This window comes from Micromonospora sp. DT48, assembly GCF_049844495.1.
In the GTDB taxonomy this organism is placed as follows: Bacteria; Actinomycetota; Actinomycetes; order Mycobacteriales; family Micromonosporaceae; genus Micromonospora.
On the sequence record NZ_JBNCLE010000016.1, the window covers coordinates 101,746 to 124,271 of the forward strand.

Annotated in this window: 18 protein-coding genes; 9 read left to right on the forward strand and 9 right to left on the reverse strand. The window is 71.1% G+C overall.

Annotated elements, in window-relative coordinates; genetic code table 11:
• Positions 1-819 carry an SURF1 family cytochrome oxidase biogenesis protein gene (locus ACLQ2S_RS20035; protein ID WP_309223672.1) on the reverse strand — a complete coding sequence of 273 codons (819 nt, stop codon included), beginning with the start codon at positions 817-819 and terminating at the stop codon, positions 1-3.
• A 272-nt stretch (positions 820-1,091) separates the two neighbouring features.
• Between ACLQ2S_RS20035 and ACLQ2S_RS20040 the strand changes: the two genes are divergently transcribed.
• Complete coding sequence (locus ACLQ2S_RS20040; RefSeq protein WP_425702292.1) at positions 1,092-2,573, forward strand: cobyrinate a,c-diamide synthase; 1,482 nt, start codon at positions 1,092-1,094, stop codon at positions 2,571-2,573.
• Positions 2,574-2,576: 3 nt separating this feature from the next.
• On the opposite strand, the gene ACLQ2S_RS20045 is transcribed toward ACLQ2S_RS20040, so the two are convergent.
• Positions 2,577-4,709: a transglycosylase domain-containing protein gene (locus ACLQ2S_RS20045; protein WP_309223671.1), complete on the reverse strand. Its 2,133-nt coding sequence runs from the start codon at positions 4,707-4,709 to the stop codon at positions 2,577-2,579.
• 121 nt (positions 4,710-4,830) lie between these two features.
• Between ACLQ2S_RS20045 and cobC the strand changes: the two genes are divergently transcribed.
• The 3 genes from cobC (at position 4,831) to cobA (ending at position 8,328) form a co-directional block, all read left to right on the forward strand.
• Entirely contained in the window at positions 4,831-5,916 is a 1,086-nt protein-coding gene (gene cobC, locus ACLQ2S_RS20050) for an Rv2231c family pyridoxal phosphate-dependent protein CobC (RefSeq protein WP_155220925.1), read from the forward strand.
• Positions 5,916-6,998 carry a nicotinate-nucleotide--dimethylbenzimidazole phosphoribosyltransferase gene (gene cobT, locus ACLQ2S_RS20055; RefSeq protein ID WP_155221045.1) on the forward strand — a complete coding sequence of 361 codons (1,083 nt, stop codon included), beginning with the start codon at positions 5,916-5,918 and terminating at the stop codon, positions 6,996-6,998. The genes cobC and cobT overlap by 1 nt, the downstream gene beginning before the upstream one ends.
• 88 nt (positions 6,999-7,086) lie before the next feature.
• Positions 7,087-8,328, forward strand: coding sequence for a uroporphyrinogen-III C-methyltransferase (gene cobA / locus ACLQ2S_RS20060; RefSeq protein WP_425702293.1), 1,242 nt, complete (start codon positions 7,087-7,089; stop codon positions 8,326-8,328).
• A 295-nt stretch (positions 8,329-8,623) separates the two neighbouring features.
• On the opposite strand, the gene ACLQ2S_RS20065 is transcribed toward cobA, so the two are convergent.
• From ACLQ2S_RS20065 to ACLQ2S_RS20075, 3 genes are all read right to left on the reverse strand, one after another.
• Positions 8,624-9,211: a hypothetical protein gene (locus tag ACLQ2S_RS20065; protein ID WP_425702294.1), complete on the reverse strand. Its 588-nt coding sequence runs from the start codon at positions 9,209-9,211 to the stop codon at positions 8,624-8,626.
• A gap of 565 nt (positions 9,212-9,776) precedes the next feature.
• On the reverse strand, positions 9,777-12,383 hold the full coding sequence (gene otsB / locus ACLQ2S_RS20070; RefSeq protein ID WP_309223669.1) for a trehalose-phosphatase: 2,607 nt from the start codon (positions 12,381-12,383) through the stop codon (positions 9,777-9,779).
• Positions 12,380-13,780: an alpha,alpha-trehalose-phosphate synthase (UDP-forming) gene (locus ACLQ2S_RS20075; RefSeq protein ID WP_309223668.1), complete on the reverse strand. Its 1,401-nt coding sequence runs from the start codon at positions 13,778-13,780 to the stop codon at positions 12,380-12,382. Before ACLQ2S_RS20075 ends, otsB begins: the two co-directional genes overlap by 4 nt.
• A gap of 341 nt (positions 13,781-14,121) precedes the next feature.
• Here ACLQ2S_RS20075 and ettA point away from each other — a divergent pair, with 341 nt between their 5' ends.
• The 4 genes from ettA to ACLQ2S_RS20095 all read left to right on the forward strand — a co-directional run bounded on the left by ettA (position 14,122) and on the right by ACLQ2S_RS20095 (position 17,652).
• Positions 14,122-15,798 (forward strand): energy-dependent translational throttle protein EttA, encoded by a 1,677-nt coding sequence (ettA, locus tag ACLQ2S_RS20080; protein ID WP_309223667.1) that lies wholly within the window; start codon positions 14,122-14,124, stop codon positions 15,796-15,798.
• Positions 15,799-15,813: 15 nt separating this feature from the next.
• Positions 15,814-16,260, forward strand: a complete 447-nt coding sequence (locus ACLQ2S_RS20085; RefSeq protein ID WP_309223666.1) for an acyl-CoA thioesterase — start codon at positions 15,814-15,816, stop codon at positions 16,258-16,260.
• Positions 16,257-16,937 (forward strand): hypothetical protein, encoded by a 681-nt coding sequence (locus ACLQ2S_RS20090; RefSeq protein WP_309223665.1) that lies wholly within the window; start codon positions 16,257-16,259, stop codon positions 16,935-16,937. Before ACLQ2S_RS20085 ends, ACLQ2S_RS20090 begins: the two co-directional genes overlap by 4 nt.
• 130 nt (positions 16,938-17,067) lie before the next feature.
• Positions 17,068-17,652 (forward strand): YbjN domain-containing protein, encoded by a 585-nt coding sequence (locus tag ACLQ2S_RS20095; protein WP_155220921.1) that lies wholly within the window; start codon positions 17,068-17,070, stop codon positions 17,650-17,652.
• Between the two features lie 36 nt (positions 17,653-17,688).
• Here the strand turns inward: ACLQ2S_RS20095 and ACLQ2S_RS20100 are convergent, their stop codons facing one another.
• From ACLQ2S_RS20100 to ACLQ2S_RS20110, 3 genes are all read right to left on the reverse strand, one after another.
• The gene (locus ACLQ2S_RS20100; protein ID WP_425702295.1) at positions 17,689-18,117 is read right to left on the reverse strand and encodes a globin; all 429 of its coding nucleotides are present in this window, start codon (positions 18,115-18,117) and stop codon (positions 17,689-17,691) included.
• A gap of 62 nt (positions 18,118-18,179) precedes the next feature.
• The gene (locus tag ACLQ2S_RS20105; RefSeq protein WP_425702296.1) at positions 18,180-19,559 is read right to left on the reverse strand and encodes an MFS transporter; all 1,380 of its coding nucleotides are present in this window, start codon (positions 19,557-19,559) and stop codon (positions 18,180-18,182) included.
• A 221-nt stretch (positions 19,560-19,780) separates the two neighbouring features.
• Positions 19,781-20,848, reverse strand: coding sequence for a mechanosensitive ion channel family protein (locus tag ACLQ2S_RS20110; protein ID WP_155220919.1), 1,068 nt, complete (start codon positions 20,846-20,848; stop codon positions 19,781-19,783).
• 234 nt (positions 20,849-21,082) lie between these two features.
• Between ACLQ2S_RS20110 and ACLQ2S_RS20115 the strand changes: the two genes are divergently transcribed.
• Positions 21,083-21,616, forward strand: a complete 534-nt coding sequence (locus ACLQ2S_RS20115; RefSeq protein ID WP_099853138.1) for an HNH endonuclease — start codon at positions 21,083-21,085, stop codon at positions 21,614-21,616.
• A 71-nt stretch (positions 21,617-21,687) separates the two neighbouring features.
• Here ACLQ2S_RS20115 and ACLQ2S_RS20120 read toward each other — a convergent pair whose 3' ends face one another.
• Positions 21,688-22,524, reverse strand: coding sequence for a class F sortase (locus ACLQ2S_RS20120; RefSeq protein ID WP_425702297.1), 837 nt, complete (start codon positions 22,522-22,524; stop codon positions 21,688-21,690).
• Between the last annotated feature and the right edge of the window lie 2 nt (positions 22,525-22,526).

Below are 22,526 nucleotides of genomic sequence, written 5' to 3' on the forward strand. Positions count from 1 at the left end.
TCAGGTGGCGGCCGGTGTGCCGGAGTCGGCGGCCCGGTCACGGGGGCGTTCGTCGACCACTCCGGCGAGCCGACGGGCCTCGCGGCGGACGATCCAGCCATAGCCGACCAGGGTCATCGCAGCGAAGATCCACCACTGGACGACGTAGCCGAGGTTCTGCCAGTTGTTGGCATGCCCGATCGACACCGCCCGGAACGCCGGGTCGGCGGCCGGTGTCTGCTGGTCGAGCAGCACGTACGCGCCGTGTACCGGGTACGGCAACTCGCTGGCGAGTTGGGGGACGGAGACCCGACGGCTCTCCACCCGGCCGTCACGGCGGGACACCTTGGCGTCGCCGCTCTCGCTCGCGTGCACCCGACCCTCGACGGTCACCTCACCCGTCGGTGCCGGTGGCACGTCCGGCTGGGCGAGCGCCCCACCCGGGGCGGGTGGGATCCAGCCCCGGTCCACCAGGACGGCGGTGCCGTCGGCGAGCACCAGCGGGGTGACCACCTCGAAGCCGACCCGGCTGTCGACCGTGCGGCCCCGCACCAGGACGATGTTGTCCGTGTCGTACCGGCCGGTCACGGTGACCCGGGTGAAGGTCCGCTCCTGCTGCGGCGGCGCACCGACCGTGCCAGGGCCACCGGTCGGCGCGGGCACTGCCTCCCGCAACGGCACCGGGTCCATCCGCAGGCCGGCGTCGATGCGTTCGTTGACCGCCGTCCGGCCGTGGTAGCGCTCCAGCTGCCAGTTGCCGAGCAGCACCATCACCGTGGCGGCGGCCAGGGCCAGCACGAGAAGGCCCAGCCAGCGGGGCGTCAGCAGGAAGCGGTACACGCCACGAGATTACCCGTGTGACCGCCGCCACTGGTCCGAGCCGTCACCGTGCGCGCCCGCCGGGCCGTCGTAGGCAGTGGTGTCGGTGGGGGCGGGGCACGGACGGCGTCCGGTGGCGGAGCGTACCGGCGTGGGGGCGGTCCGCCACGGACTCGGCTGACCTGGACGGGACGCGGCGGCGAGGGGTGCCTGTGGGGCGTCGGGTTCAGCTATCGTCACGCGGGCGGAGCGCGCCGACGGTCGGCACGCCGACCGCTCGCGAGGAGTCGATGATGACGGGCGTGCCGCGTCTGGTGCTCAGTGCCCCCTCCTCTGGACACGGCAAGAACACGCTGGCGATCGGGCTGCTCGCCGCGTTCGCCGACCGGGGTCTCGACGTGGCCGGCTTCAAGGTCGGACCGGACCAGGTGGACGCGGCGTATCTGGGGCTCGCCAGTGGTCGACCGGGGCGCACGCTGGATCCGCGGTTGGTGGGTGCCGATCGGGTCGCCCCGCTGTTGTCGCACGGTGCGGCCGGCGCGGACCTCGCCGTGGTGCAGGGCAGCATGGGCCTGTACGACAGCCTGACCGGCCGCAGCGAGACCGAGTCGACCGCCGCCGTCGCCACCGTGCTGCGTAGCCCGGTGGTGCTGGTGGTCGACGTCGCCGCGATGGGCCAGTCGGTGGCCGCCCTGGTGCACGGCTTCCGGGCGTACGACGAGCAGTTGTGGATCGGCGGGGTGATCCTCAACCGGGTCGCCTCAGCCCGGCACGAGGCGCTGCTGCGTGAGGCGCTGGACGACATCGGCGTACCGGTCTACGGCGCGTTGCGCCGCCAGGACCTGCCCTCGGTGCTGCCGTCCCGGCGGTACGGGGTGGTGCCGGTACTCGAAGGCGCGGGCGAGGCCACCCGGGCGGTCCGGCGGTTGGGTGAGGCGGTGACCGCCACGGTGGATCTGGAGCGGCTGCTCGGGCTGGCCCGCTCGGCACCCGCGCTGGGGGTGCAGCCGTGGTCGCCGTCGGGTGCCGACGAGGTGTCCGCACCCCTGCCCGCTGGCGCCGACCGTCCGGTGGTGGCGCTGGTCGGTGGCCCGGGCGGCAGCTTCAGCCACGCCGAGACGGCAGAGCTGCTGGCAGCCGCCGGTGCCCAGGTGGTCACGCTCGACCCGTTCACCGACGAGGTGCTGCCCGCCGGGACCAAGGCCCTGGTGGTCGGTGGTGCTCTGCCCGAGTCGTACGCGGAGCAGCTCTCCGCCAACCGGCGGCTCTGCATCGCGGTCGCCGAGCTGGCCCGCACCGGGCGGCCGGTGGTCGCGGAGGGGGCCGGTCTGCTCTGGCTGGCTCGGGAGCTGGACGGGTTGCCGATGTGCGGGGTGATCGACGCGATCGGCAGCCTCCGGGACGGGCTGGTGGTCGGCTACCGGGAGGCCACTGCCCAGGGTGACAGTGTGGTCGCCACGCGGGGCGAGGTGGTGATCGGACACAAGGAGCACCGGGCGGTTCTCACGCCCCGGGGTGGGCAGCGGCCGGCGTGGAGCTGGCCGGGCGGCGCTCCGGAGGGATTCATCTGGCGGGGCGTACACGCCTCCCAGCTCGTGCCGCACTGGGCCGCGTACCCGCGCATCGCGACGCGGCTGGTGGCCGCCGCTGCGGCCGAACCGGCCACGGTCCCGGTCGGGGTCGGCGACGGTGGCCCGGCCGGGCCGGCGGGTGCCGCCCTGGGCGACCCGGCGGGTGCGGCAGCCGCCGGGCCGGCCGGTGCGCCGACGGCCTGACCGTCAACCGACGATCCGGTCCGAGGGCGGGACGAAGTCCCGGACCGGTTTGCCCTTCAGCGCGTCGCGGAGGGTGTTCGCCACCGCCTCGATCGGGATCTGCGACTGCCCGTCGCCCACCGCGTTGAAGGGGTTGTCGGGGTCGGAGATGAAGCTGGCCGCCGCCAGTTCCGGTGTGTAGCCGACGAACCAGGCCGAACGGGTGCTGTCCGTGGTACCGGTCTTGCCGGCGACCGGGCGGCCCACCGTGCCACGCACGCTGTCCGCCGTGGACCAGCCGCCGCAGCTGCCCTTGGCCGGGGTGTCGCCGGTGGGACAGCGGGCCGCGTCGGTGGCCGCTCGCGCCGCGTCCGCGCTGACCACCTGGCGGCAGCGGGGCTTGGCGACCTCGCGTTCGATCCCACCCGGCGTGGTGTACATGACCGGGGTGCCGTCCCGGTTGTAGATGGCGTTGACCGGCAGCGCTTCGCAGTAGCGCCCGTCGGCGGCGACCGCCGCGTAGGCGTTGGCCATCTCCAACGGGGTGGCGTCGGAGACGCCCAGGGTGAAGGCACCCCACTTGTTGGCCTTCGCGGGGGAGGCGTGCTCGCGGTCCACGTCGGTACGCCACCGCAGCCCCAACTGCTCGGCGAGCCGGACGGCCCGTTCCGCCCCGACCTGTTCCTCCAGCCAGACGAAGTAGGTGTTCACCGACTTACCGAAACCGGACCACATGGTCTGGGTACCGCTCATCGCGCCGCTGGCGTTGGACGGCTGCCAGCCGTCGTAGACCTCGGAGCGGTAGCTGTGCGGCGCGTTGAAGGTGGTGTTCAACGGCAGGCCGGCGTCGAGGGCGGCCAGCATGGGGAACATCTTGAACGTCGACCCCGCCTGGTAGCCGGGCAGGTCGCCGCCGCCCATCAGCGGTGCCACCGTGTTCGGGTAGTTGGCCTTCACGTCGGGACCGGCCTCCGGATTGGAGCTGAGCGGGTTCTCGCTCAGGTCCAGGGAGTACCTGCGGTTCACCGCCATCGCCTTGACCCGGCCGGTGCCCGGTTCGGCCACCACGATCCCGTTGGCGAACGGGCTGCCGGTGTTGCCTTCGGTGCCGACGTTCTTCTCCGCCGCCTTCTGGATCTTCGGGTCCATGCTGAGCACGATCCGGTAGCCGCCCCGACGCAGCTTGTCCAACCGTTGGAGCCGGTTCTTCCCGAACGCCGGTTGAGCGCTCCACCAGTTCTTCAGGTAGTCGCAGAGGAAGCCCCAGCTGTTCCAGTCGTCGGGCACGGCGGCGCAGTCGTTGGGCGGGTAGGTCAGCCGCAGCCGGATCGGTTCGCTCTTCGCCGCCTGGGCCGAGTCCGGCGAGAGGTAGCCGAGCCGTGCCATGTTGTCGAGGACGTAGTTGCGGCGGGCGGTGGCGTCCTTCTGGTCGGAGGTGGCCGGGTCGTACTGGGAGGGTGACTTGACCAGCCCGGCGAGGGTGGCGGCCTCCACCGCGGTGAGGTCCTTGGGGGTCTTCGAGAAGAAGATCTCGCTGGCGGCGTAGATGCCGTACGCGCGGTGCCCGAAGTACGCCGAGTTGAGGTAGCGCTCCAGGATCTCCTCCTTGCTCAGCTCCTTCTCCAGGTCGACGGCCATACGCATCTCCTTGACCTTGCGCATCGGGGTCTGCGCGGTGGCCTCCTGCACCTCTCTCGGGTTGGTGGCGCTGTCCCGCAGCGCCATCCGGACGTACTGCATGGTGAGCGTGGAGGCACCCTGGGAGACGCCGCTGGAGCGGGCGTTCGCCACGAAGGCACGGGCGACACCCTTCGGGTCCACCCCGTGGTGCTGGTAGAAGCGGTTGTCCTCGGCGGCCACGATGGCCAGCTGCATGTTCGGCGAGATGTCCGACAGCTTGGTGTACTGCCGGTACTCCTCGAAGAACATGGTCAGCACGGTCTTGCCGTCCGGCGCGTACAGGTAGGAGGTCTCGGCGGGCAGGGCGGTGGTCAGCAGGCGGGTCTTGCTCTCCACGGCGTGCGCGGTGGCCTTGGCGCCGACCCCGGTCACCGCGACGACGGGGTACGCGGCGGCGGCGACGACGATACCGGCGATCAATCCGGCACGGAGGAGAGGAACGAGACGACCAGCGGCAGCAAGGGGTCGATTGCTCACACCGCTAAGTTATGACATTTCCGATTCGTACATGAGAAATACTCATGAAGTGATCGGTGGTGATGCGGCCCACCCTCCGGGTTGCTGTCCCGAGCGCCGCCTTCCCGGCAGGATCGCGGTCATGCATGGTCAGCCGACCGCGACGTCCGGCGCGCCGCCGGCCGGACCGGACCTCGCTCACCACGGCGACGCCGAAGTCGCCGAAGGGCTGGTCGACCTCGCCGTCAACGTGCGGCACGCACCGCCGCCGCCCTGGCTGGCCGGACCCATCACGGCCTCGCTCGCCGACCTCGCCGCCTACCCGGACCCCCGCCCGGCACGTGCGGCGGTCGCCGCCCGACACCGCCGACCAGCGGAGGAGGTGCTGCTCACCGCAGGAGCGGCCGAGGGATTCGTGCTGATCGCCCAGGCACTGCGTGGACTACGCCGACCGGTGGTGGTGCACCCGCAGTTCACCGAACCGGAGGCCGCGCTGCGGGCGGCCGGGCACACCGTGCGGCGGGTGCTGCTCGACGAGGCGGACGGCTTTCGGCTCCACCCCGACCGGATCCCGGCCGACGCCGACCTGGTCATGATCGGCAATCCGACGAACCCGACCTCCGTGCTGCATCCCGCTGCCGACGTCGCCGCGTTGGCCCGCCCCGGCCGGGTACTCGTGGTCGACGAGGCGTTCGCGGACACCACCGCCGCCCCCGGCGTACCCGGTGAACCCGAGTCACTCGCCGCGCGTCGGGACCTACCCGGGCTGCTGGTCGTCCGCAGCCTCACCAAGACCTGGGGGCTGGCCGGGTTGCGGATCGGCTACCTGCTCGGTGCGGCGGACCTGCTGCGCCAACTGGCTGCCGTACAGCCGCTCTGGGCAGTCTCCACCCCGGCCCTGGCCGCCGCTGCCGCCTGCGCCGGCCCGGCGGCGGCCCGGGCCGAGCGCGCCATCGCCGCGCAGCTCACCGCCGACCGCGAACACCTGGTCGCGCGGCTCAAGACCATCCCGGGCGTACGCGTGGCCGGTCGACCGGCCAGCGCCTTCGTGCTGGTACGGATCTCCGACGCCCAGCGGATCCGTGACCTGCTGCGGGAGCGTGGCTGGGCGGTGCGCCGGGGCGACACCTTCCCCGGACTCGGCACCGACTGGCTGCGGATCGCAGTTCGGGACCGGGCGACCACCGACGCGTTCATCGAGGTGCTGGCCGAGATCATGGAGGCATGATGCTGGAAGACACCATCGCGGCCGTCGGCCCGCCCGACGAACCGGCGATGAACGCCGCGCGGCAGTTGCAGGCGCGCCTGACCAAGCCGGCCGGCTCCCTCGGCGCACTGGAGGAACTGTCCGTACGCCTCGCCGGTCTGGCCGGGAGTTGCCCGCCACCGGTGCCCGCCCCGGCCGCGGTGGCGATCTTCGCCGGTGACCACGGCGTACACGCCCAGCGGGTCAGCCCCTGGCCACAGGAGGTCACCGGCCAGATGGTCGGCAACTTCTTGGCCGGCGGAGCGGTGGTCAACGCCTTCGCCCGGCAGGCGGGTGCCTCGATGACGGTGATCGACGTCGGGGTGGCCGGCCCGCTGCCGGTCGCCGTCGACGAACCGGACGCCGCCGGACCGGACACACCGAGACTGGTCGACGCCTCCGTTCGGCGGGGTACCCGGGACATGACCGTCACCGCCGCGCTGACCCGCGACGAGGCGCGAGCAGCGGTCGAGGTCGGCATCGGCGTCGCCGACGAACTGATCGCCGCCGGGGCCGGCATCCTGCTCACCGGCGACATGGGGATCGCCAACACCACTCCGGCCGCCGCCCTCGTCGCCGCCTTCACCGGAGTGGACGCCGCCGAGGCCACCGGCCGGGGCACCGGGGTCGACGACCCGACCTACCAGCACAAGATCGAGGTGGTGCGGTCCGCGCTGCGCCGCCACCGCCCCGACCCGGCGGACCCGCTCGGTGTACTGGCCGCCGTCGGCGGGCTGGAACACGCCGCGCTGACCGGGTTCGTGCTCGGCGCTGCCGCGCGGCGCGTACCGGTGCTGCTGGACGGGGTGATCGCGGTCTCCGCCGCGCTCGCCGCAGCGGCCTTCGCGCCGGACTCCGTCGCGGCCATGGTCGCCGGTCACCGCTCCGCCGAACCCGGCGCGACGGTCGCGCTGCGTCGGCTCGGTCTCACTCCCCTGATCGACCTCGGCCTGCGGCTCGGCGAGGGCACCGGCGCGCTGTTGGCGCTGCCCGTGGTCACCGGCGCGGTCCGGGTCCTACACGAGGTGGCCACCTTCGACTCCGCCGGGGTGGCCGAGAAGTGAGCGAGCGAGACAGTCGGTTCCTCCGGCGAACCAGCAACGTCGGCGGCGCGGCCCCGCGCGAGGCCGATGAGCGAAGCGGAGCAGCGGCGTGAGCGCCAACGCGTACCCCCTCGGCCTTCGGCTGGCCGGCCTGCGCGTGGTCGTGGTCGGCGGGGGAGCGGTCGCCACCCGGCGGGTTCCGGCCCTGCTCGACGCGGGCGCGGACGTACTGCTGGTGGCACCGGAACTCACCCCGGCGCTACGCGCCCACGTCGACGCCGAGCGGCTGCGATGGGTGCCGCGCCGGTTCCTCCCCGAGGACCTCGACGGTGCCTGGCTGGTGCACGTCGCCATCGACGACCCGGCTGCGGCGGCGGAGATCAGCGCCGCCGCCGCCGAACGTCGGATCTTCTGCGTACGCGCCGACGACCGGAACGCGGCGACGGCCTGGACTCCGGCGGTGACCCGGTACGGTCCGGTCACCGTGGCGGTGCTCGGCGGTGGCGATCCACGCCGCGCGGTGAGTGTCCGCGACGCCATTCGCGCCCTGCTCCAGACCAGGGCGAATCCGCTGTTGACGGAACCGGGCCCCCAGGCGTCGCCGCGCACCCCGCCCGATGGTCCGGGCCAGGTCTTCCTGGTCGGCGCGGGACCTGGCGACCCGGAACTGATCACGCTCAAGGGTTGGCGGCTGCTCAGCGAGGCCGACGTGGTGGTCGCCGACCGGCTGGTGCCCGGACTGCTGCTGGACGAGTTGCGCACCGGTGTGGAACTGGTGGACGCCTCCAAGATCCCATACGGCCCGTCGCGGACGCAGGAGGAGATCAACCGGATTCTGGTGGACCGCGCGTCGGCGGGAGCCACCGTGGTCCGGCTCAAGGGCGGCGACCCGTACGTCTTCGGCCGAGGCGGAGAGGAACTGCTCGCCTGCGCGGCGGCCGGGGTGCCGGTCACCGTGGTGCCCGGCGTGACCAGTTCGATCGCGGCCCCCGCAGCAGCGGGGATACCGGTCACCCACCGGTCGGTGGCACACGAGTTCACCGTGGTGTCCGGGCACGTCGCACCGGATTCGCCCCACTCGCTGGTCCGCTGGGACGCCCTGGCAGCCTTGCGTGGCACGCTGGTGATCCTGATGGGTCTGAAGAACCTACCGTCGATCACCCAAGCGCTGCTGACGCACGGCCGACCGGCCGGGACACCGGCCGCCGTGGTGCAGGAGGCCACCACCGGAGGCCAGCGGGTCGTCCACTCGACTCTCGGTGAGGTGGCGGACGCGGTGACCGCTGCGGGGCTGAGGCCGCCGGCTGTGGTCGTGATCGGTGACGTGGTCGAGGCGTTGCGGGTGGGGTGAGCTGGGGCTGCTTCCTGGCATCGGTGGTTGGGCTTGAGGGCTGGGGGCGACCGTACCCGGCTTCGGGCGGTCAGGCTTGATCCCTGCGCCGGGCACGGTCGCCCCCAGCCCGACCTGGCGGTCTGCCCGGAGGCTTGCCCCGGTGGAGTGGGTCGTCTTGGGGGTGCCTGCCATGTGGGTGCCTGCGACGTGGGGGTGTCGCTGGTGGATGTGCCGCTGGCCGGCACCCTGGGTCGGGTGCCGGCCAGCGGTTTGTTCCCCCTGGAGAGGAAAGTCTTCGGTTGTTCGACCGGGGTCAGCTGTTCCAGTGCTCGGCGACCAGGTCAGCGGCCTGCTGTTCCCACTGGGCGTAGTGGTCCGGGTAGGCCGAGACCTGTACGGTCTGGGCGGCCACGGTGAGGGGCATGTCCTGCCAGCCGTCGACCTGCTTCAGACCCTTGAGGAACGCCAGGGTCGAGTACTCCGGGTCGGTGATCTGCTCGACCGTGCCCCAACCACTGGACGGACGCTGCTGGAACAGACCCTGCGAGTCATGGTCGTTGCGGTCACCCAGATGACCCAGGTTCTCCAACTTCGACTCCTGCAACGCCGTCGCGATCGCCACCACCGCAGCCCGCTCGTCCATACCGGCCTTCTTCGTCGCCGCGACGATCGCCTTCGTGTTCTCGATCTGCTCATCGCCCAGGTCGACATGCGACTGACCCGTGGGGGCACCGTGCGGCAACAGCCTGCCCATGTCCGGCTTCTCGGCCTGCGCGGCGGCGACAGGAGCGGACTTGACCGGGGCGGTGTCAGCGAACGCGGCCACCGGACCGGCGACCAGACCACCGGTGACAGCCAGACCAGCAATACCCAGCACGCTCTTCCGCAGCATCGTGTTCATGGCAAAGCTCCAATCGGGGGTCACGCGCACACCCAGGGGGACGGGCACACGCACGCAAGCACCACAACAGGCGCCACAAAGGGGGAAAGAAGAAAGGGGAAACCTTCTCGATCTCGGCCCGGCACGCGGGGCAACCGCCACATCACGCCGCCGGAACCATGTACAACGACCGGCCGCCCGCCATCATTCCCGACGGCACACACCCACCATCGGCGGGCGCCGTCTTCCTCGGTCGTTCACCCGTCTACAACACCCCCGACCCGCCACCCATTTCACCCCCGGCCGACCCGCCACCCGGACACCCGGACCCAGACCGCCCACCACGAAACCACTACACCAAGATCCAACAACCGACCCGGACACCCCAGTCGCATCGGTTGAAACCGGACACCTGGCGCATCGGTGCGGAGCCTGCCCACGACGGGGGCGTGGCCCGCCGTGCCCGGCGCAGGGATCAAGCCTGACCGCCCGGAGCCGGGCACACCCCACCACACCCCAAAGCGCACACACAGCGCACGGAAGCGGCCGGAGGTGAGACCTCCGGCCGCTTCGATCTGACCATTCGTTACTGCTTGAGCATGTTGTCCAGCAGCAGCGCGCAGCGGATTACCCCGAGGTGGCTGTACGCCTGCGGGTGGTTGCCCAGACCACGCTCCGCCAGCGGGTCGTACTGCTCGGGCAGCAACCCGGTCGGACCGGCGGTGTCGATCATCTGGTGGAACAGTTCCTCGGCGTCGGTCCGCCGACCGGTGCGCAGGTACGCCTCGATCAACCACGCCGTGCAGATGTGGAACCCGCCCTCGCGGCCGGGCAGGCCGTCGTCCCAGTGGTAGCGGTAGACGACCGGCCCGCTACGCAGGTCCGCCTCGATCTTCAACACGGTGGAGAGGAAGCGAGGGTCGTCACCGGCCAGCAGCCCGGAGATCCCGATCCACAGCGACGAGGCGTCCATGTCCTCGTCGCCGTACGCGACGCTGTACGCCTCGGCGTGCTCGTGCCAGCCGAACTCAAGCACGTTGGCGCCGATCCGGTCGCGCAACTCCACCCATTCCGGCCGGTCCTCGCCGCCGTGCTGGCGAACCACGTGCAGTGCGCGGTCGACGGTCATCCAGCACATGACCTTGGAGAAGACGTGGTGCCGTGGTGGCAGACGGGCTTCCCAGATGCCGTGGTCCGGTTCGTGCCAGCGGCGGCGGACCGCCTCGACCATGTTCTCCAGCACCCGCCACTCCTCGGCGCGTACCGAGCCACGGACGTCGGCGGTGGCGGCGATCAGGTCGGCGATCGGGCCGAAGACGTCGAGCTGGAGCTGGTGGTTGGCCAGGTTGCCGACGCGTACCGGGCGTGATCCGGCGTAGCCGGGCAGGGTGTCGATGACCGCCTCGGCGCCCAGTTCGTAACCGTCGACGGTGTAGAGCGGGTGCAGCCGTTCGGGGTGACCGCCGGTGCGCTCCACGCAGCCGTCCACCCAACGGAGGAATGCCTCGGCTTCGGCGATCGAGCCCAGGTCGACCAGCGCGCGGGCGGTCATGGCGGCGTCCCGCAGCCAGCAGTAGCGGTAGTCCCAGTTGCGCACCCCGCCCAGTTCCTCCGGCAACGAGGTGGTCGCCGCCGCGAGGATCGAGCCGGTGGCCTCGTGACAGAGGCCGCGCAGGGTCAGCGCGCTGCGGGCGACCAGGTCCCGGGCGGTGGTGGGTAGGCGTAGCGAGGCCACCCACTCCTTCCAGGGGCGCTCGGCAGCGGCCTGCCGCTCGTGGATGGGCAGCCGGTGATGTTCCAGGCTGTGCGTACCGAAGCGCAGCTCCAGCACCACCTGGCCGCCGAGCGCGGCGAGGTCCACCAGGGCCTTCGCGGTCTCGTACCCGCCGTCGTTGCCGACCTCCCACTCCACGCCGGGGGAGTAGAGCGCGACCGGCTCGTTGGAGCCGAGCACCAGCAGGCCGTCGCCGACCGGCTGGAGCTGTACGGCGACCTGCGCGAACTCCGGTCGGGGCACGAACTCGAGGCGGACCCGACCGGTGCCGGTCAGTACCCGGACCAGGGTCGAGTCACCGGAGATGACCGCCGGACCGTCGGGCGTTGCCTTGGGGTCCGGCTTGTCCAGCCAGTCGGTGACGGTGAGCCCGGACCAGCGGGTCTCCACGGTCATCGTGCCCGACCGGTAGCGCTGGCCCAACGGAATGCCGCCGCGCTCCGGTGCCACGCTGAAATGCCCGGCGGGGCTGCCGCCGACCAGATCGGCGAAGATGGCTGCCGAGTCCGGCTTGGGGTTGCACAGCCAGGTTACCTTGGCGTCCGGCGTGAGCAGCGCGACCGTCCGGCCGTTGGCCAGCATCGAGTGGCGCTCGATCGGCACCGCCCGCTCACCGAACAGCCAGTGCCGCCGGGTCTCCAGCAGCAGCCCGAGTGCCCGGGCGGCCTCGATCGGCTCGGCCACCCGGTAACCGGCCTTGGTCTCGCCCGGCCCGATCTTGATGCCGACGTCGGGGCCGTGGAGGTTGCCGAAAGCGTTCTCGTCGGTGACGTCGTCGCCGATGAAGAGCACCGCGCTGGCGGAGAGCTGGGTACGCAGCTGGTCGACGGCGGTGCCCTTGTGGGTCGCCACGACGGACAGCTCGATGACCTCTTTGCCCTGCGTGACGGTGACGTCCGGCCAGGTAGCCGGGCCACTGCGTACCGCGTCGATGGCGGCGGCGGCGACCTGGGGGTCCACGCCCCGGGTGTGCACCGCGACACTGGCCGGCTTGCGTTCCAGCCGGATGCCGGGGTGGGCCGCGGCGATCTCCCGCAGGGCGTCCCGCAGCCGCGTGCGTACGGCGATCAGTTCCGGGGAGAGCCGCTCGACGAAGCCGATGTCGAACTCGGAGCCGTGGCTACCGACCAGGTGCACCTCGCTGGGCAGCCGGGAGAGCGCGGCCAGGTCCCGCAGTGCGCGGCCGGAGACGACGGCCACGGTGGTCTGCGGCAGCGCCGCCAGGGCCCGGACGGCAGCCACCGACTCCGGCAGCGGTACGGCTTTGCTGGGGTCCTCCACGATCGGTGCGAGCGTGCCGTCGTAGTCGCAGGCGACCAGGAGCTGGGGCACCCGGGCGATGCGCCCGATGGCGGCGCGCAGTTCTGGATCCACCGCGTTCGCGACGGACGTGGTGGTGCCGGTGGACGCTGCGTTCACGCCGCCTCCATGTCGGGCACACCTAGTTCGGTGAGGAAGGACTTTGCCCAATGCCCCACGTCGTGGGTGCGTAGATGGCGTTGCATTGTCCGCATACGGCGACGAGCCTCCGGCTTCTCCACGTGCACGGCCCGTAGCAGAGCGTCCTTGACCGCGTCGGGGTCGTGCGGGTTGCACAGGAACGCCTGACGCAGCTCGGTGGCGGCGCCGGCGAACTCACTGAGTACGAGTGCACCCCCGTGGTCCGCCCTCGATGCGACGTACTCCTTGGCCACCAGGTTCATTCCGTCTCGCAGCGGAGTAACCATCATCACGTCGGCGGCGGCGTACATCGCAGCCAGTTCGGTCCGACTGTACGACTGATGCAGATAATGCACGGCTGGCACGCCAACCCGCCCAAATTCGCCATTAATCCGACCAACCTCGCGCTCGACCTTGACGCGAAGTGCCTGGTAGTGCTCCACGCGTTCGCGGCTCGGCGTCGCGACCTGCACCATAACCGCGTCCGGCACTGTCAACTTTCCGTCAGCTAGCAACTCGCGGAACGCCTTGAGGCGGAGTTCGATGCCCTTGGTGTAGTCGAGCCGGTCGACGCCGAGGATGATCGTCCGGGGGTTGCCCAGCTCCTCGCGGATCTCCTTGGCCCGCGACTGGATCGCCGGGTCGGCGGCCAACCGTTCCATCTCCTTGGTGTCGATCGAGATGGGGAACGCACCGGCCTTGACCTGGCGGCCGTCCACCTGGATCATCTGGCCCTCGTAGCGCAGCCCGAGCAGGTGGCGAGCCAGCCGGACGAAGTTCTGCGCGGCGAGCCGCTGCTGGAACCCGACCAGGTCGGCGCCGAGCAGACCGCGCAGGATCTCGGTGCGGAACGGCATCTGCATGAACAACTCGATCGGCGGGAACGGGATGTGCAGGAAGAAGCCGATCCGCAGGTCGGGCCGCAGCTCCCGGAGCATCGCCGGCACCAGTTGCAGCTGGTAGTCCTGCACCCAGACGGTGGCCCCCTCGGCGGCGACCTCCGCGGCGGCCTCCGCGAACCGGGCGTTGACCAGGCGGTACGCCTCCCGCCAGCGGCGCTTGTAGGCGGGTGTCTCGACCGCGTCGTGGTACAAGGGCCAGATCGTGGCGTTGGACTGCCCCTCGTAGTAGCGCTCCAGTTCCACCGCGCTCAACGGCACCGGGTGCAGGCGGATGCCCTCCAGGTCGAACGGGTCGGGGGCCGCGCCGGTGCCGCCTGCCCAACCGACCCAGGTGCCCTGGTGCTCGGCGAGGACGGGGTGCAGCGCGGTGACCAGCCCGCCGGGGCTGCGCCGCCACTGCCGCCCTTCGGGTGTGCTCACCTCGTCGACCGGCAGTCGGTTCGCCACTACGACAAAGGAGCTACGGACGGTCACGATCGGCCACCTCCGGGTGCTGACGGGTCCACCGCGATGAGCGTACTGAGCGTAGCTGCGGCGTCTGTTCCCCTGTGCCGGACTCACCTACCCGTCTCGAACTCGGCGAACCCTGCCGTGATCATGGTGACAGCTCAACCGGCCCAGCGGGCCGTCGGGGCGGACTCCGAGGGTCGGCGTACCTCCTGCTGGCGGGGCGATGTGGGCGCTGCGTGACGTACCTGTCAGGATTGACAACGGCGTGCGCGCGGCCGGATATCGGCCGACGGCGGCGGAGGGCATCCTGGCCCGCGCCCGCACCACGCGAATCGGCGATCGACAGCGACGGAGGAGCTCGCACCGTGGCCCAGTTCATCTACGTCCTGGACAAGGCGCGTAAGGCGCACGGCGACAAGGTCGTGCTCGACAACGTGACGCTGAACTTCCTGCCGGGCGCCAAGATCGGTGTGGTCGGTCCGAACGGTGCGGGTAAGTCCAGCCTTCTCAAGATCATGGCTGGTTGGGATCAGCCGAGCAACGGCGAGGCCCGGCTGATGCCCGGCTTCACGGTGGGGATGCTCGCCCAGGAACCGCCGCTCAACGACGCCAAGACCGTGCTCGGCAACGTCGAGGAAGCGGTCGCGGAGACCAAGGCCAAGCTGGAGCGGTTCAACAAGATCGCCGAGCAGATGGCCACCGACTACTCCGACGAGCTGATGGAGGAGATGGGTCGGCTCCAGGAGGAACTCGACCACGCCGACGCGTGGGACATCGACTCCAAGCTCGAACTCGCCATGGACGCGCTGCGCTGCCCGCCGCCGGACGCCGAAGTCACCCAGCTCTCCGGGGGTGAGCGTCGCCGGGTCGCGCTGTGCAAGCTGCTGCTGGAGGCCCCGGACCTGCTGCTGCTCGACGAGCCCACCAACCACCTCGACGCGGAGAGCGTGCAGTGGCTGGAGCAGCACCTGGCCAAGTACGCCGGCACCGTCGTCGCCATCACCCACGACCGCTACTTCCTGGACAACGTGGCCAACTGGATCCTGGAGCTGGACCGTGGCCGGGCCTACCCGTACGAGGGCAACTACTCGACCTACCTGGAGAAGAAGGCCGCCCGGTTGGCCGTCGAGGGTCGCCGCGACGCCAAGATGAAGAAGCGCCTGGCCGACGAACTGGAGTGGGTGCGCTCCAACGCCAAGGCTCGCCAGACCAAGTCCAAGGCCCGTCTGGACCGGTACGACGAGATGGCCGCCGAGGCGGAGAAGACCCGCAAGCTGGACTTCGAGGAGATCCAGATCCCGCCGGGCCCCCGGCTGGGCAACACCGTCATCGAGGCGCAGAACCTCAGCAAGGGCTTCGGTGACCGGCTGCTGATCGACAACCTCTCCTTCTCGCTGCCGCGCAACGGCATCGTCGGCATCATCGGCCCGAACGGCGTCGGCAAGACCACCCTGTTCAAGACCATCGTCGGGCTGGAGAAGCCGACGAGCGGCACGGTGCGGATCGGCGAGACGGTGTCGCTGTCCTACGTCGACCAGAACCGGCAGGGCCTCGACGGCGACAAGACCGTCTGGGAGGTCGTCTCCGACGGGTTGGACCACCTCATGGTGGGCAAGGTCGAGATGCCGTCGCGGGCGTACATCGCGGCGTTCGGCTTCAAGGGGCCCGACCAGCAGAAGCCGACCAAGGTCCTCTCCGGCGGCGAGCGCAACCGGCTCAACCTGGCGCTGACCCTGAAGATCGGCGGCAACGTCATCCTGCTCGACGAGCCGACCAACGACCTGGACGTGGAGACGCTCTCCAGCCTGGAGAACGCGTTGCTGGAGTTCCCCGGCTGCGCCGTGGTCATCTCCCACGACCGGATGTTCCTGGACCGGGTCGCCACGCACATCCTGGCCTGGGAGGGCGACGAGGAGAACCCGGCGAAGTGGTTCTGGTTCGAGGGCAACTTCGAGTCGTACGAGAAGAACAAGGTCGACCGCCTGGGCGCTGAGGCGGCTCGCCCGCACCGGGTGACGTACCGCAAGCTGACCCGCGACTGACCGGGCTGGTCTGTCGTGGCTGACCGGTTCGTCTACCACTGCACGCTGCGCTGGTCCGACCTGGACGCGTACGGCCACGTCAACAACGCCCGCTTCCTCACTCTCTACGAGGAGGCGCGGGTGGCGTTGATGTTCGTCGGTGCCCGGGCGTACGGCGTCGAGTCGTTCGCCGCCGGCGTGGTGATCCGCCGGCACGAGGTCGACTACCTGCGCCCGGTGAGCTACGCCCTCGACCGGGCCACCGTCGAGACCGCACCCACCGTGCGGATCGAACTGTGGGTGGAGCAGTTGCGTGCCGGCTCCTTCACCGTCGGCTACGAGATGTACGACGATGACCTGCTCATCAGTCGGGCGCGTTCGGTGCTGGTGCCGTTCGACCTGGTGCGGCAGGTGCCTCGGCGGCTCACCGAGCTGGAACGGACGTTCCTGCTCGGCTACGCCGTCCAGGACGGCACACCGTGAGTGCCCGCCACGGCATCGTCGACATCGCCGACGCGGGGGCGTTCCTGGCCCGGCTCGTCCGCTTGGAGCGCGCCGCCCTGGTTCGACTACGGCCGGCCGCCGTCGACGCGCGTACCGCCCTCTGGGCGCGGCTGCCGTGGGGGGTGCTGGCCGTGCGGACGGTGGCCGGCGCGGGCGCCGGTGACGTCACCGTCGCCGCCGGGCAGTTGCTCGCCGAGTTCGCGGCCGGCCGTGCGGATCTGCCGGCCCGCCGCGACGCGCAGTGGCGGTGGGCGCTGCCGCCGGCCACCAGCCGCCGGGTCGAGACGCTGCCGGGCGGGGAACTGCGCCGGTTGGCCGAGGCGGCGGCGGGGACGCTGCGCGAGGCGGCCGAGCACGGCGTCGGCGGTCGGGCGGTGGGGCAGCGGATGCTGCGCGACGCCCTGCTGGACCACGTGGCGGTGGTGGTCACTCCCGACGACGAGCCTGACCGTCCGGTGGAGGTGACCCAGCGAATGGTGCAGGGTCTGGTTCGCATGGGTTTCCTCGGTCCGTCCGGGGATTCGCCGGACAGTGACGGCGTGCAGGTACGTACGGCTGGCCGATGGGTCGGACTGGTGGGACCGTACGGAGCCATTTGGTCGCAGAAGGCCACGGATTTGGTCATACGATCGTCTGCGGCTCATGCGAACGGATGACCTCGGCTCATCCTTCCGGCCTGGGGCTGGCGTTGGGGGGGTGCTTCGTTCCGGCTGTCCGGGTACCGTCCATCCTCGGATCCACCCACTGTAGGCGACCGGATCCGCTGGGGAGTGAGGTGCGCGAGCGATGCCGTGGTGGTCATGGCGTCCAGGTCCCGCCGGTGGCGGCGACCCGGAAACTCGAAGCAGGATCATGGTGGAAGGTTCGGTCCGAGTCGGTCCTCCGGCGCCCCGCCAACCGGGTGACGACTGCCCGGCCGCGGAGCGCCCGGTGATCGCCGACATGCCGGCCACAGTCGAACAGGTCACCCTGCGCCGCATCTGCGACGCGCTGGACCTGCTCGACGTGCGTTATCTGGCTGACGGAGACGGCAACCTGTTGGCCATGTGGGAACGGCACGCGGTGCTGGTCACCCTGGAGGGGCCGGAGGACGAGATCCTCGTGCTGCGGGTCCGGCCACACGCGACGGTGCCACCGGACTGGGCGGATCGTGCCTATCGGGTGGTCAACGAGTGGAACCACACGCGACGCTTCTGCAAGGCGTACGTGGGTGACGCCACCGAGCGTGGTCAACTGCCGATCTACGCCGAGTTGCAGGTTCCGCTCGCCGCCGGTGCCCACGACGCACTCCTGGTCGAGTTGCTCGACTGTGGTGCCGCCGTGGCCACCAGCTTCGTGGACTGGCTGCACGACGAGGGCGCCCTGCTCTGACCGGCGACCACCCCGCCCGGTGGCGGGGCATGGACGTCAGCCGTGGGCCGTCGGGTCCGCCATGTCGTTCACCATGAAGTACGCCGCCCGTTCGAGGTAGTTCCACAGCTCGGTGGCGAGCGCCGGAGGCAGGTCGATGCTGTCGACCGCGCGGCGCATGTGCCGCAGCCAGGCGTCCCGCTCGGCGGCGCCGATCCGGAACGGGGCATGGCGCATCCGCAGTCGGGGATGGCCTCGTTGTGCCGAGTAGGTGTTCGGACCACCCCAGTACTGCATGAGGAAGAGCCGCATCCGGTCGGCTGCCGGGCCCAGATCCTCCTCCGGGTACATCGGGCGCAGCAGCGGATCGGCGGCGATGCCCGCGTAGAACTCCTCGACCAGCTTGCGGAACGTGGGCTCGCCGCCGACGGCGTCGAAGAACGTGACCGCCTTGCCGTGGCCGTCGGACTCACCTGCTGGATTCACCGTTCCATCCTGCCAGGCGCGCACCGGCCCTCGCCCGCTCGGTAGCGGGTGAACGGGGTGGTTCAGGTCACCACCTGGCGGGCTCGTTCCGGGCCCATGTGCCCCGGGCCGGGATCGTCGGAGGAGGTCGGACCGGTCGACCCGCCGTGGGCGACCGGCTCGTCGGCTCCGCCGGACGCGGCACGGGCGGCGTCGATGGAGGCGGCCACGGTCTGCTGGTCGGGCCAGCGCAGCGCGACGATCGACATCAGCACCACCCCGGCGGCGCTCCACACCCCGACCACGATCGGCAGTGGGAAGCGCTCGGCGAGCAATCCGGTGACCAGTACGGCGGCACCCTGGATGACCTGCACGCCGGTCGCCATGACACCGAACGCCCGGGCCCGGAAGCCGTCGGGGAGGGCCTGGACGAAGAGCCCGTTGGCCATCGGGAGCAGCCCGGCGACCGCGAAGCCACAGACGGCGGCGAGCAGCGCCACCACCACCGGCGGCGGGTCGAACAGGGCGGGCACCAGTGCCATCGGCGCGATCACGGCCAACGGTCGGAGCAGGAGCAGTCGGCGGGCCGGCGCGACGGCCCGGCCGATGATCAGCCCGCCGAGGATGAAGCCGACCGGGGTGGCCGCCATGATCACAGCCTGTGCGAGCCCGGGGTTCATGCTTTCGTCGGCATGTTCGTTGGCCCAGGCGGCGGCCAGCCCCTCGGGCACGATGGAGAAGAGCATGGCGCTGAAGACCAGGACGGCGATCGCTCGCAGCACCGGGGTCCGGAAAACCATGCTGAAGCCGGCTGCGGTCTCCCGGAGCAGGTGACTACGGTGCTCACCGGTCATCGCCGGAGGCCGGTCGCGCACCCCGAGCCGGACGATCACGGCCGACAGTCCGAAGGCGCCCGCGTTCATCAGCAGCGCGGCGGTGGGGTTGACCGTCGCGACGGCGGCACCGAGGAGGTAGCCGACCACCTGGGCGGCCTGCCCCACGCTGGCGTTGACGGACAGCCCGACGACGAGCCGGTCGCCGGGCAGGATCAGCGGCAGCAGCGCCGACCGGGCGGCCTGGCTCGGTGGATTGGCCAGCGTGGTGGCGAACAGCAACGCCAGGATCACCGGCACCGGAGCCCCGGGGATGGCGACGAGCAGCATCAGCACCATCCGGAGCAGGTCGCAGACGACCATCACCCGTCGGAACGGGTGCCGTTCGGCGATGGTGGCCAGCAGCGGGCCACCGACCAACCAGGGCAGGTAGCTGACCGCGAAGGCAGCGGCCGACAGCGCGACCGACTCGGTCTCCCGGTAGATCAGGAGGGTGACCGCCGCTTTGGCGACGTAGTCGCCGACCCAGGTCAGCGTGCTGGCCGCGAAAACCGCGCGGTACTCACGCTGGGCGAAGACCTCCCGGAAGGTGGCCGGCCCTTCCGGAGAAGGTCGCTCGTCGGACACCATCGCCTCCATCGTCCCGGTGTCTGCCACTCGTGATGGCGGCCCGGGACCATCGTCAGGTCTGCGGATCAGCGAGGACGTGACACCGCTCGGTAAGCGCGTGCACCGGATTCTGCCCGATCGTCTGACAACTGGCTAGGGCGAACGGTTGGTTGGTCGCATCTCCGACTGAACGAACGGACGATACCCGAGGGGCCGCTCAGCCGCGACCCCTGCCGGTCGGCTCAGGTGGCACCGCCCTGACCGGTCTCCTCATCCGCGCGAGTAGGTAGGCCGGCAGGGAGGCGGCCCGCCGCGATCCTCGCCGTGATGCCGGAGTTCTCCAGCGCCTCGGCCAACCGGCGGCGCAGTTCCCGGCCCACGGCGGACTGGCCGTCGGCGGTGGTCTTCACCACGGTCCGGATCACCGTGCCCTCCACCGTGATCTGCTCGACGCCGAGCACCTCCGGTGGTTCGACGATCGACGGCGTCAGCTCCGGGTCGACCGCAACCGAGGCGGCGGCGGTACGCAGCACGGCCATCGCCTCCTCGGTGCCGGCGAAACCGATCGGCAGGTCGACCACCACCAGCGCCCATCCCTGGCTCTTGTTGCCCACCCGCACGATCTCGCCGTTGCGGAGGTACCAGAGCACTCCCCGCCCGTCCCGGACGGTGGTGACCCGTAGGCCGACCGCCTCCACCACGCCGGTCGCCTCGCCGAGATCGACGTTGTCGCCCACTCCGTACTGATCCTCGATCAGCATGAACAGCCCCGCGATCAGGTCCTTGACCAGGCTCTGCGCGCCGAAGCCGAGGGCCACACCGGCGATGCCGGCGCTGGCCAGCAGCGGCGCCAGGTCGAAGCTGAACTCCTTGAGCACCATCAGCACGGCGATGCCGAAGATGAACGCGGTGCTCAGGCTGCGGAGTACCGAACCGATCGCCTCGGCGCGCTGTCGACGACGCTCCGGGACGAAGCCACCGGAGTCGGCGGCGGTCGGGATGCGCTCACGCAGTGGGCGGAGCATGGTCGGCACACCGGCGTCGCTGGTGGTGCGGACCAGCCGCCGGATCGTGCGGTGCACCAGCCACCGGGCGACCAATGCGAGCAGCACGATCAGGACGATCCGCAGTGGCTTGACGAGGATCCAGAAGCTGCCCTCGGCGAACCACACCGAGTCCGTCCACCTGTAGACGATCTTGCAAAGAATCTCGTCCAGGCACTCCGGGCTGGGCTGGTCGTCGGTCGCCGGACTGGACGCGGCGAGGGTCGGGCTGAGGCTGCTGACGGTCACCCTGATTTCGTACCGCAGCCGGTCGGCGGGCTCACCGTCGACCCACCGACCGGCGCCACCTGGCCCGGTCGAGGCGTGAGCGGGGGAAAGCGGCGGGGGTACCCAGGATTAGTGCGTGCATTCGCGGGTCCGATCAGGGACGATTGGCGCAGCGGACGTCGGTGATCCGGCCGGCGTCGACGTGGTGTAGGGCTGCGCCCGGCACCGGTCGGCGGTGGCAAGTGGTAGCCGCTTGACCGGGAGGGTGACGCGATGCCTGACATACGACCCACGGTGGGCTCCGGCGCGCTGGTCCTCAACGCCACCTACGAGCCGCTGTGTGTCGTGTCAGTACGTCGTGCCGCGATTCTCGTGCTCTCCGCCAAAGCGGTCTGTGTGGCCGACGGCGATGGCATCCTGCACAGCGCCCGCAGCGCGCTGCCGGTGCCCTCGGTCGTCCGGCTCACCCGTTTCGTCCGGGTGCCGTACCGCACCCACGTGGGGTTGTCCCGTCGGGCCATCTTCGCCCGGGACGGCTGGCGTTGCGCCTACTGCCGGGGCCCGGCGGAGACCATCGACCACGTCTTCCCCCGTAGTCGGGGCGGCCGGCACGCCTGGGAGAACGTGGTCGCCGCCTGCGCCAGGTGCAACCACACCAAAGGCGACAAGACCCCGGCCGAGTTGGGCTGGCGACTGCACTCGTTGCCCACCGCCCCCAAAGGGATCGCCTGGCGGGTGCTCGGTCACCGCGCGCCCGACCCGCGCTGGGCCGACTGGCTGGACCTCCGCGAACCCGAAGCCGCCTGACCCAGCGAACGCTCACTCCCTGCCACGGGAGCCTCAATCAAGATCCTCCACCCCACACAGCAACCACAAACTCACCGAGCCTCGACCAGAGAAGCGAACACCACGACGTTGTCCGCGTACCCGGTCTCCCCGCCGACCCAGCGCCCGCCGCAGGTGATCAACCGCAGTTGCGGGCGGCTGAAGTCGCCGAACACCTCGTCCGTCGGCAACTGCTCCTTGTCGTACCGGTCGACCCGGTCGACCTCGAAGACCGCCACCGAGCCGTCGGAGCGGGCTACCTCGACCCGGTCACCGGCCCGCAGCTTCGACAGCTGATGGAAGACGGCCGGGCCGGTGGTGGTGTCGACGTGGCCGACGATGACGGCCGGGCCGTACTGGCCGGGGGTGGGCCCCTGGTCGTACCAGCCGGCCTCCTGGGCCCGTTCGGCGGGCGGCGCGGCGATGCTGCCGTCGGCGGCGATGCCCACGTTGTGCACCGGGGCGGCCAGGTCGATCGTGTTGATCTCGATGCCGACCGGCTCGCTCGCCGCCAGCACCGGGAACTCCTTGGGCGGCGGCGCGAGTCCGGCGATGAAGCGGTCCGGTAGCAGGCTCAGCCCGGTCAGTCGCTCGACGCCGAGCATCGTGATGATCAGCAGCATCAGCGAGCCGATCACCACGACCGGCAGTCCCGGACCGGATCGGCCGAGGCGTCGGGGCCCCACCACCCGGGCCCGGCGGGGCCTGGGCGGTAGCGGTGCGGCCGTGGGATCGGGCGTGGGGATGCTGGCCGAGCCCACCTGCGTGGCGACCCGGGCGAACCGGCCCGCCGCCGCGACCACCCGCCGCCAGGCACGCCGGCTGGGACGGGTGGCGGTGCGGCGCGGACCGGGGCCTGGTTCCGGCGCGGGTACGCGGAAGCCGGGCATGG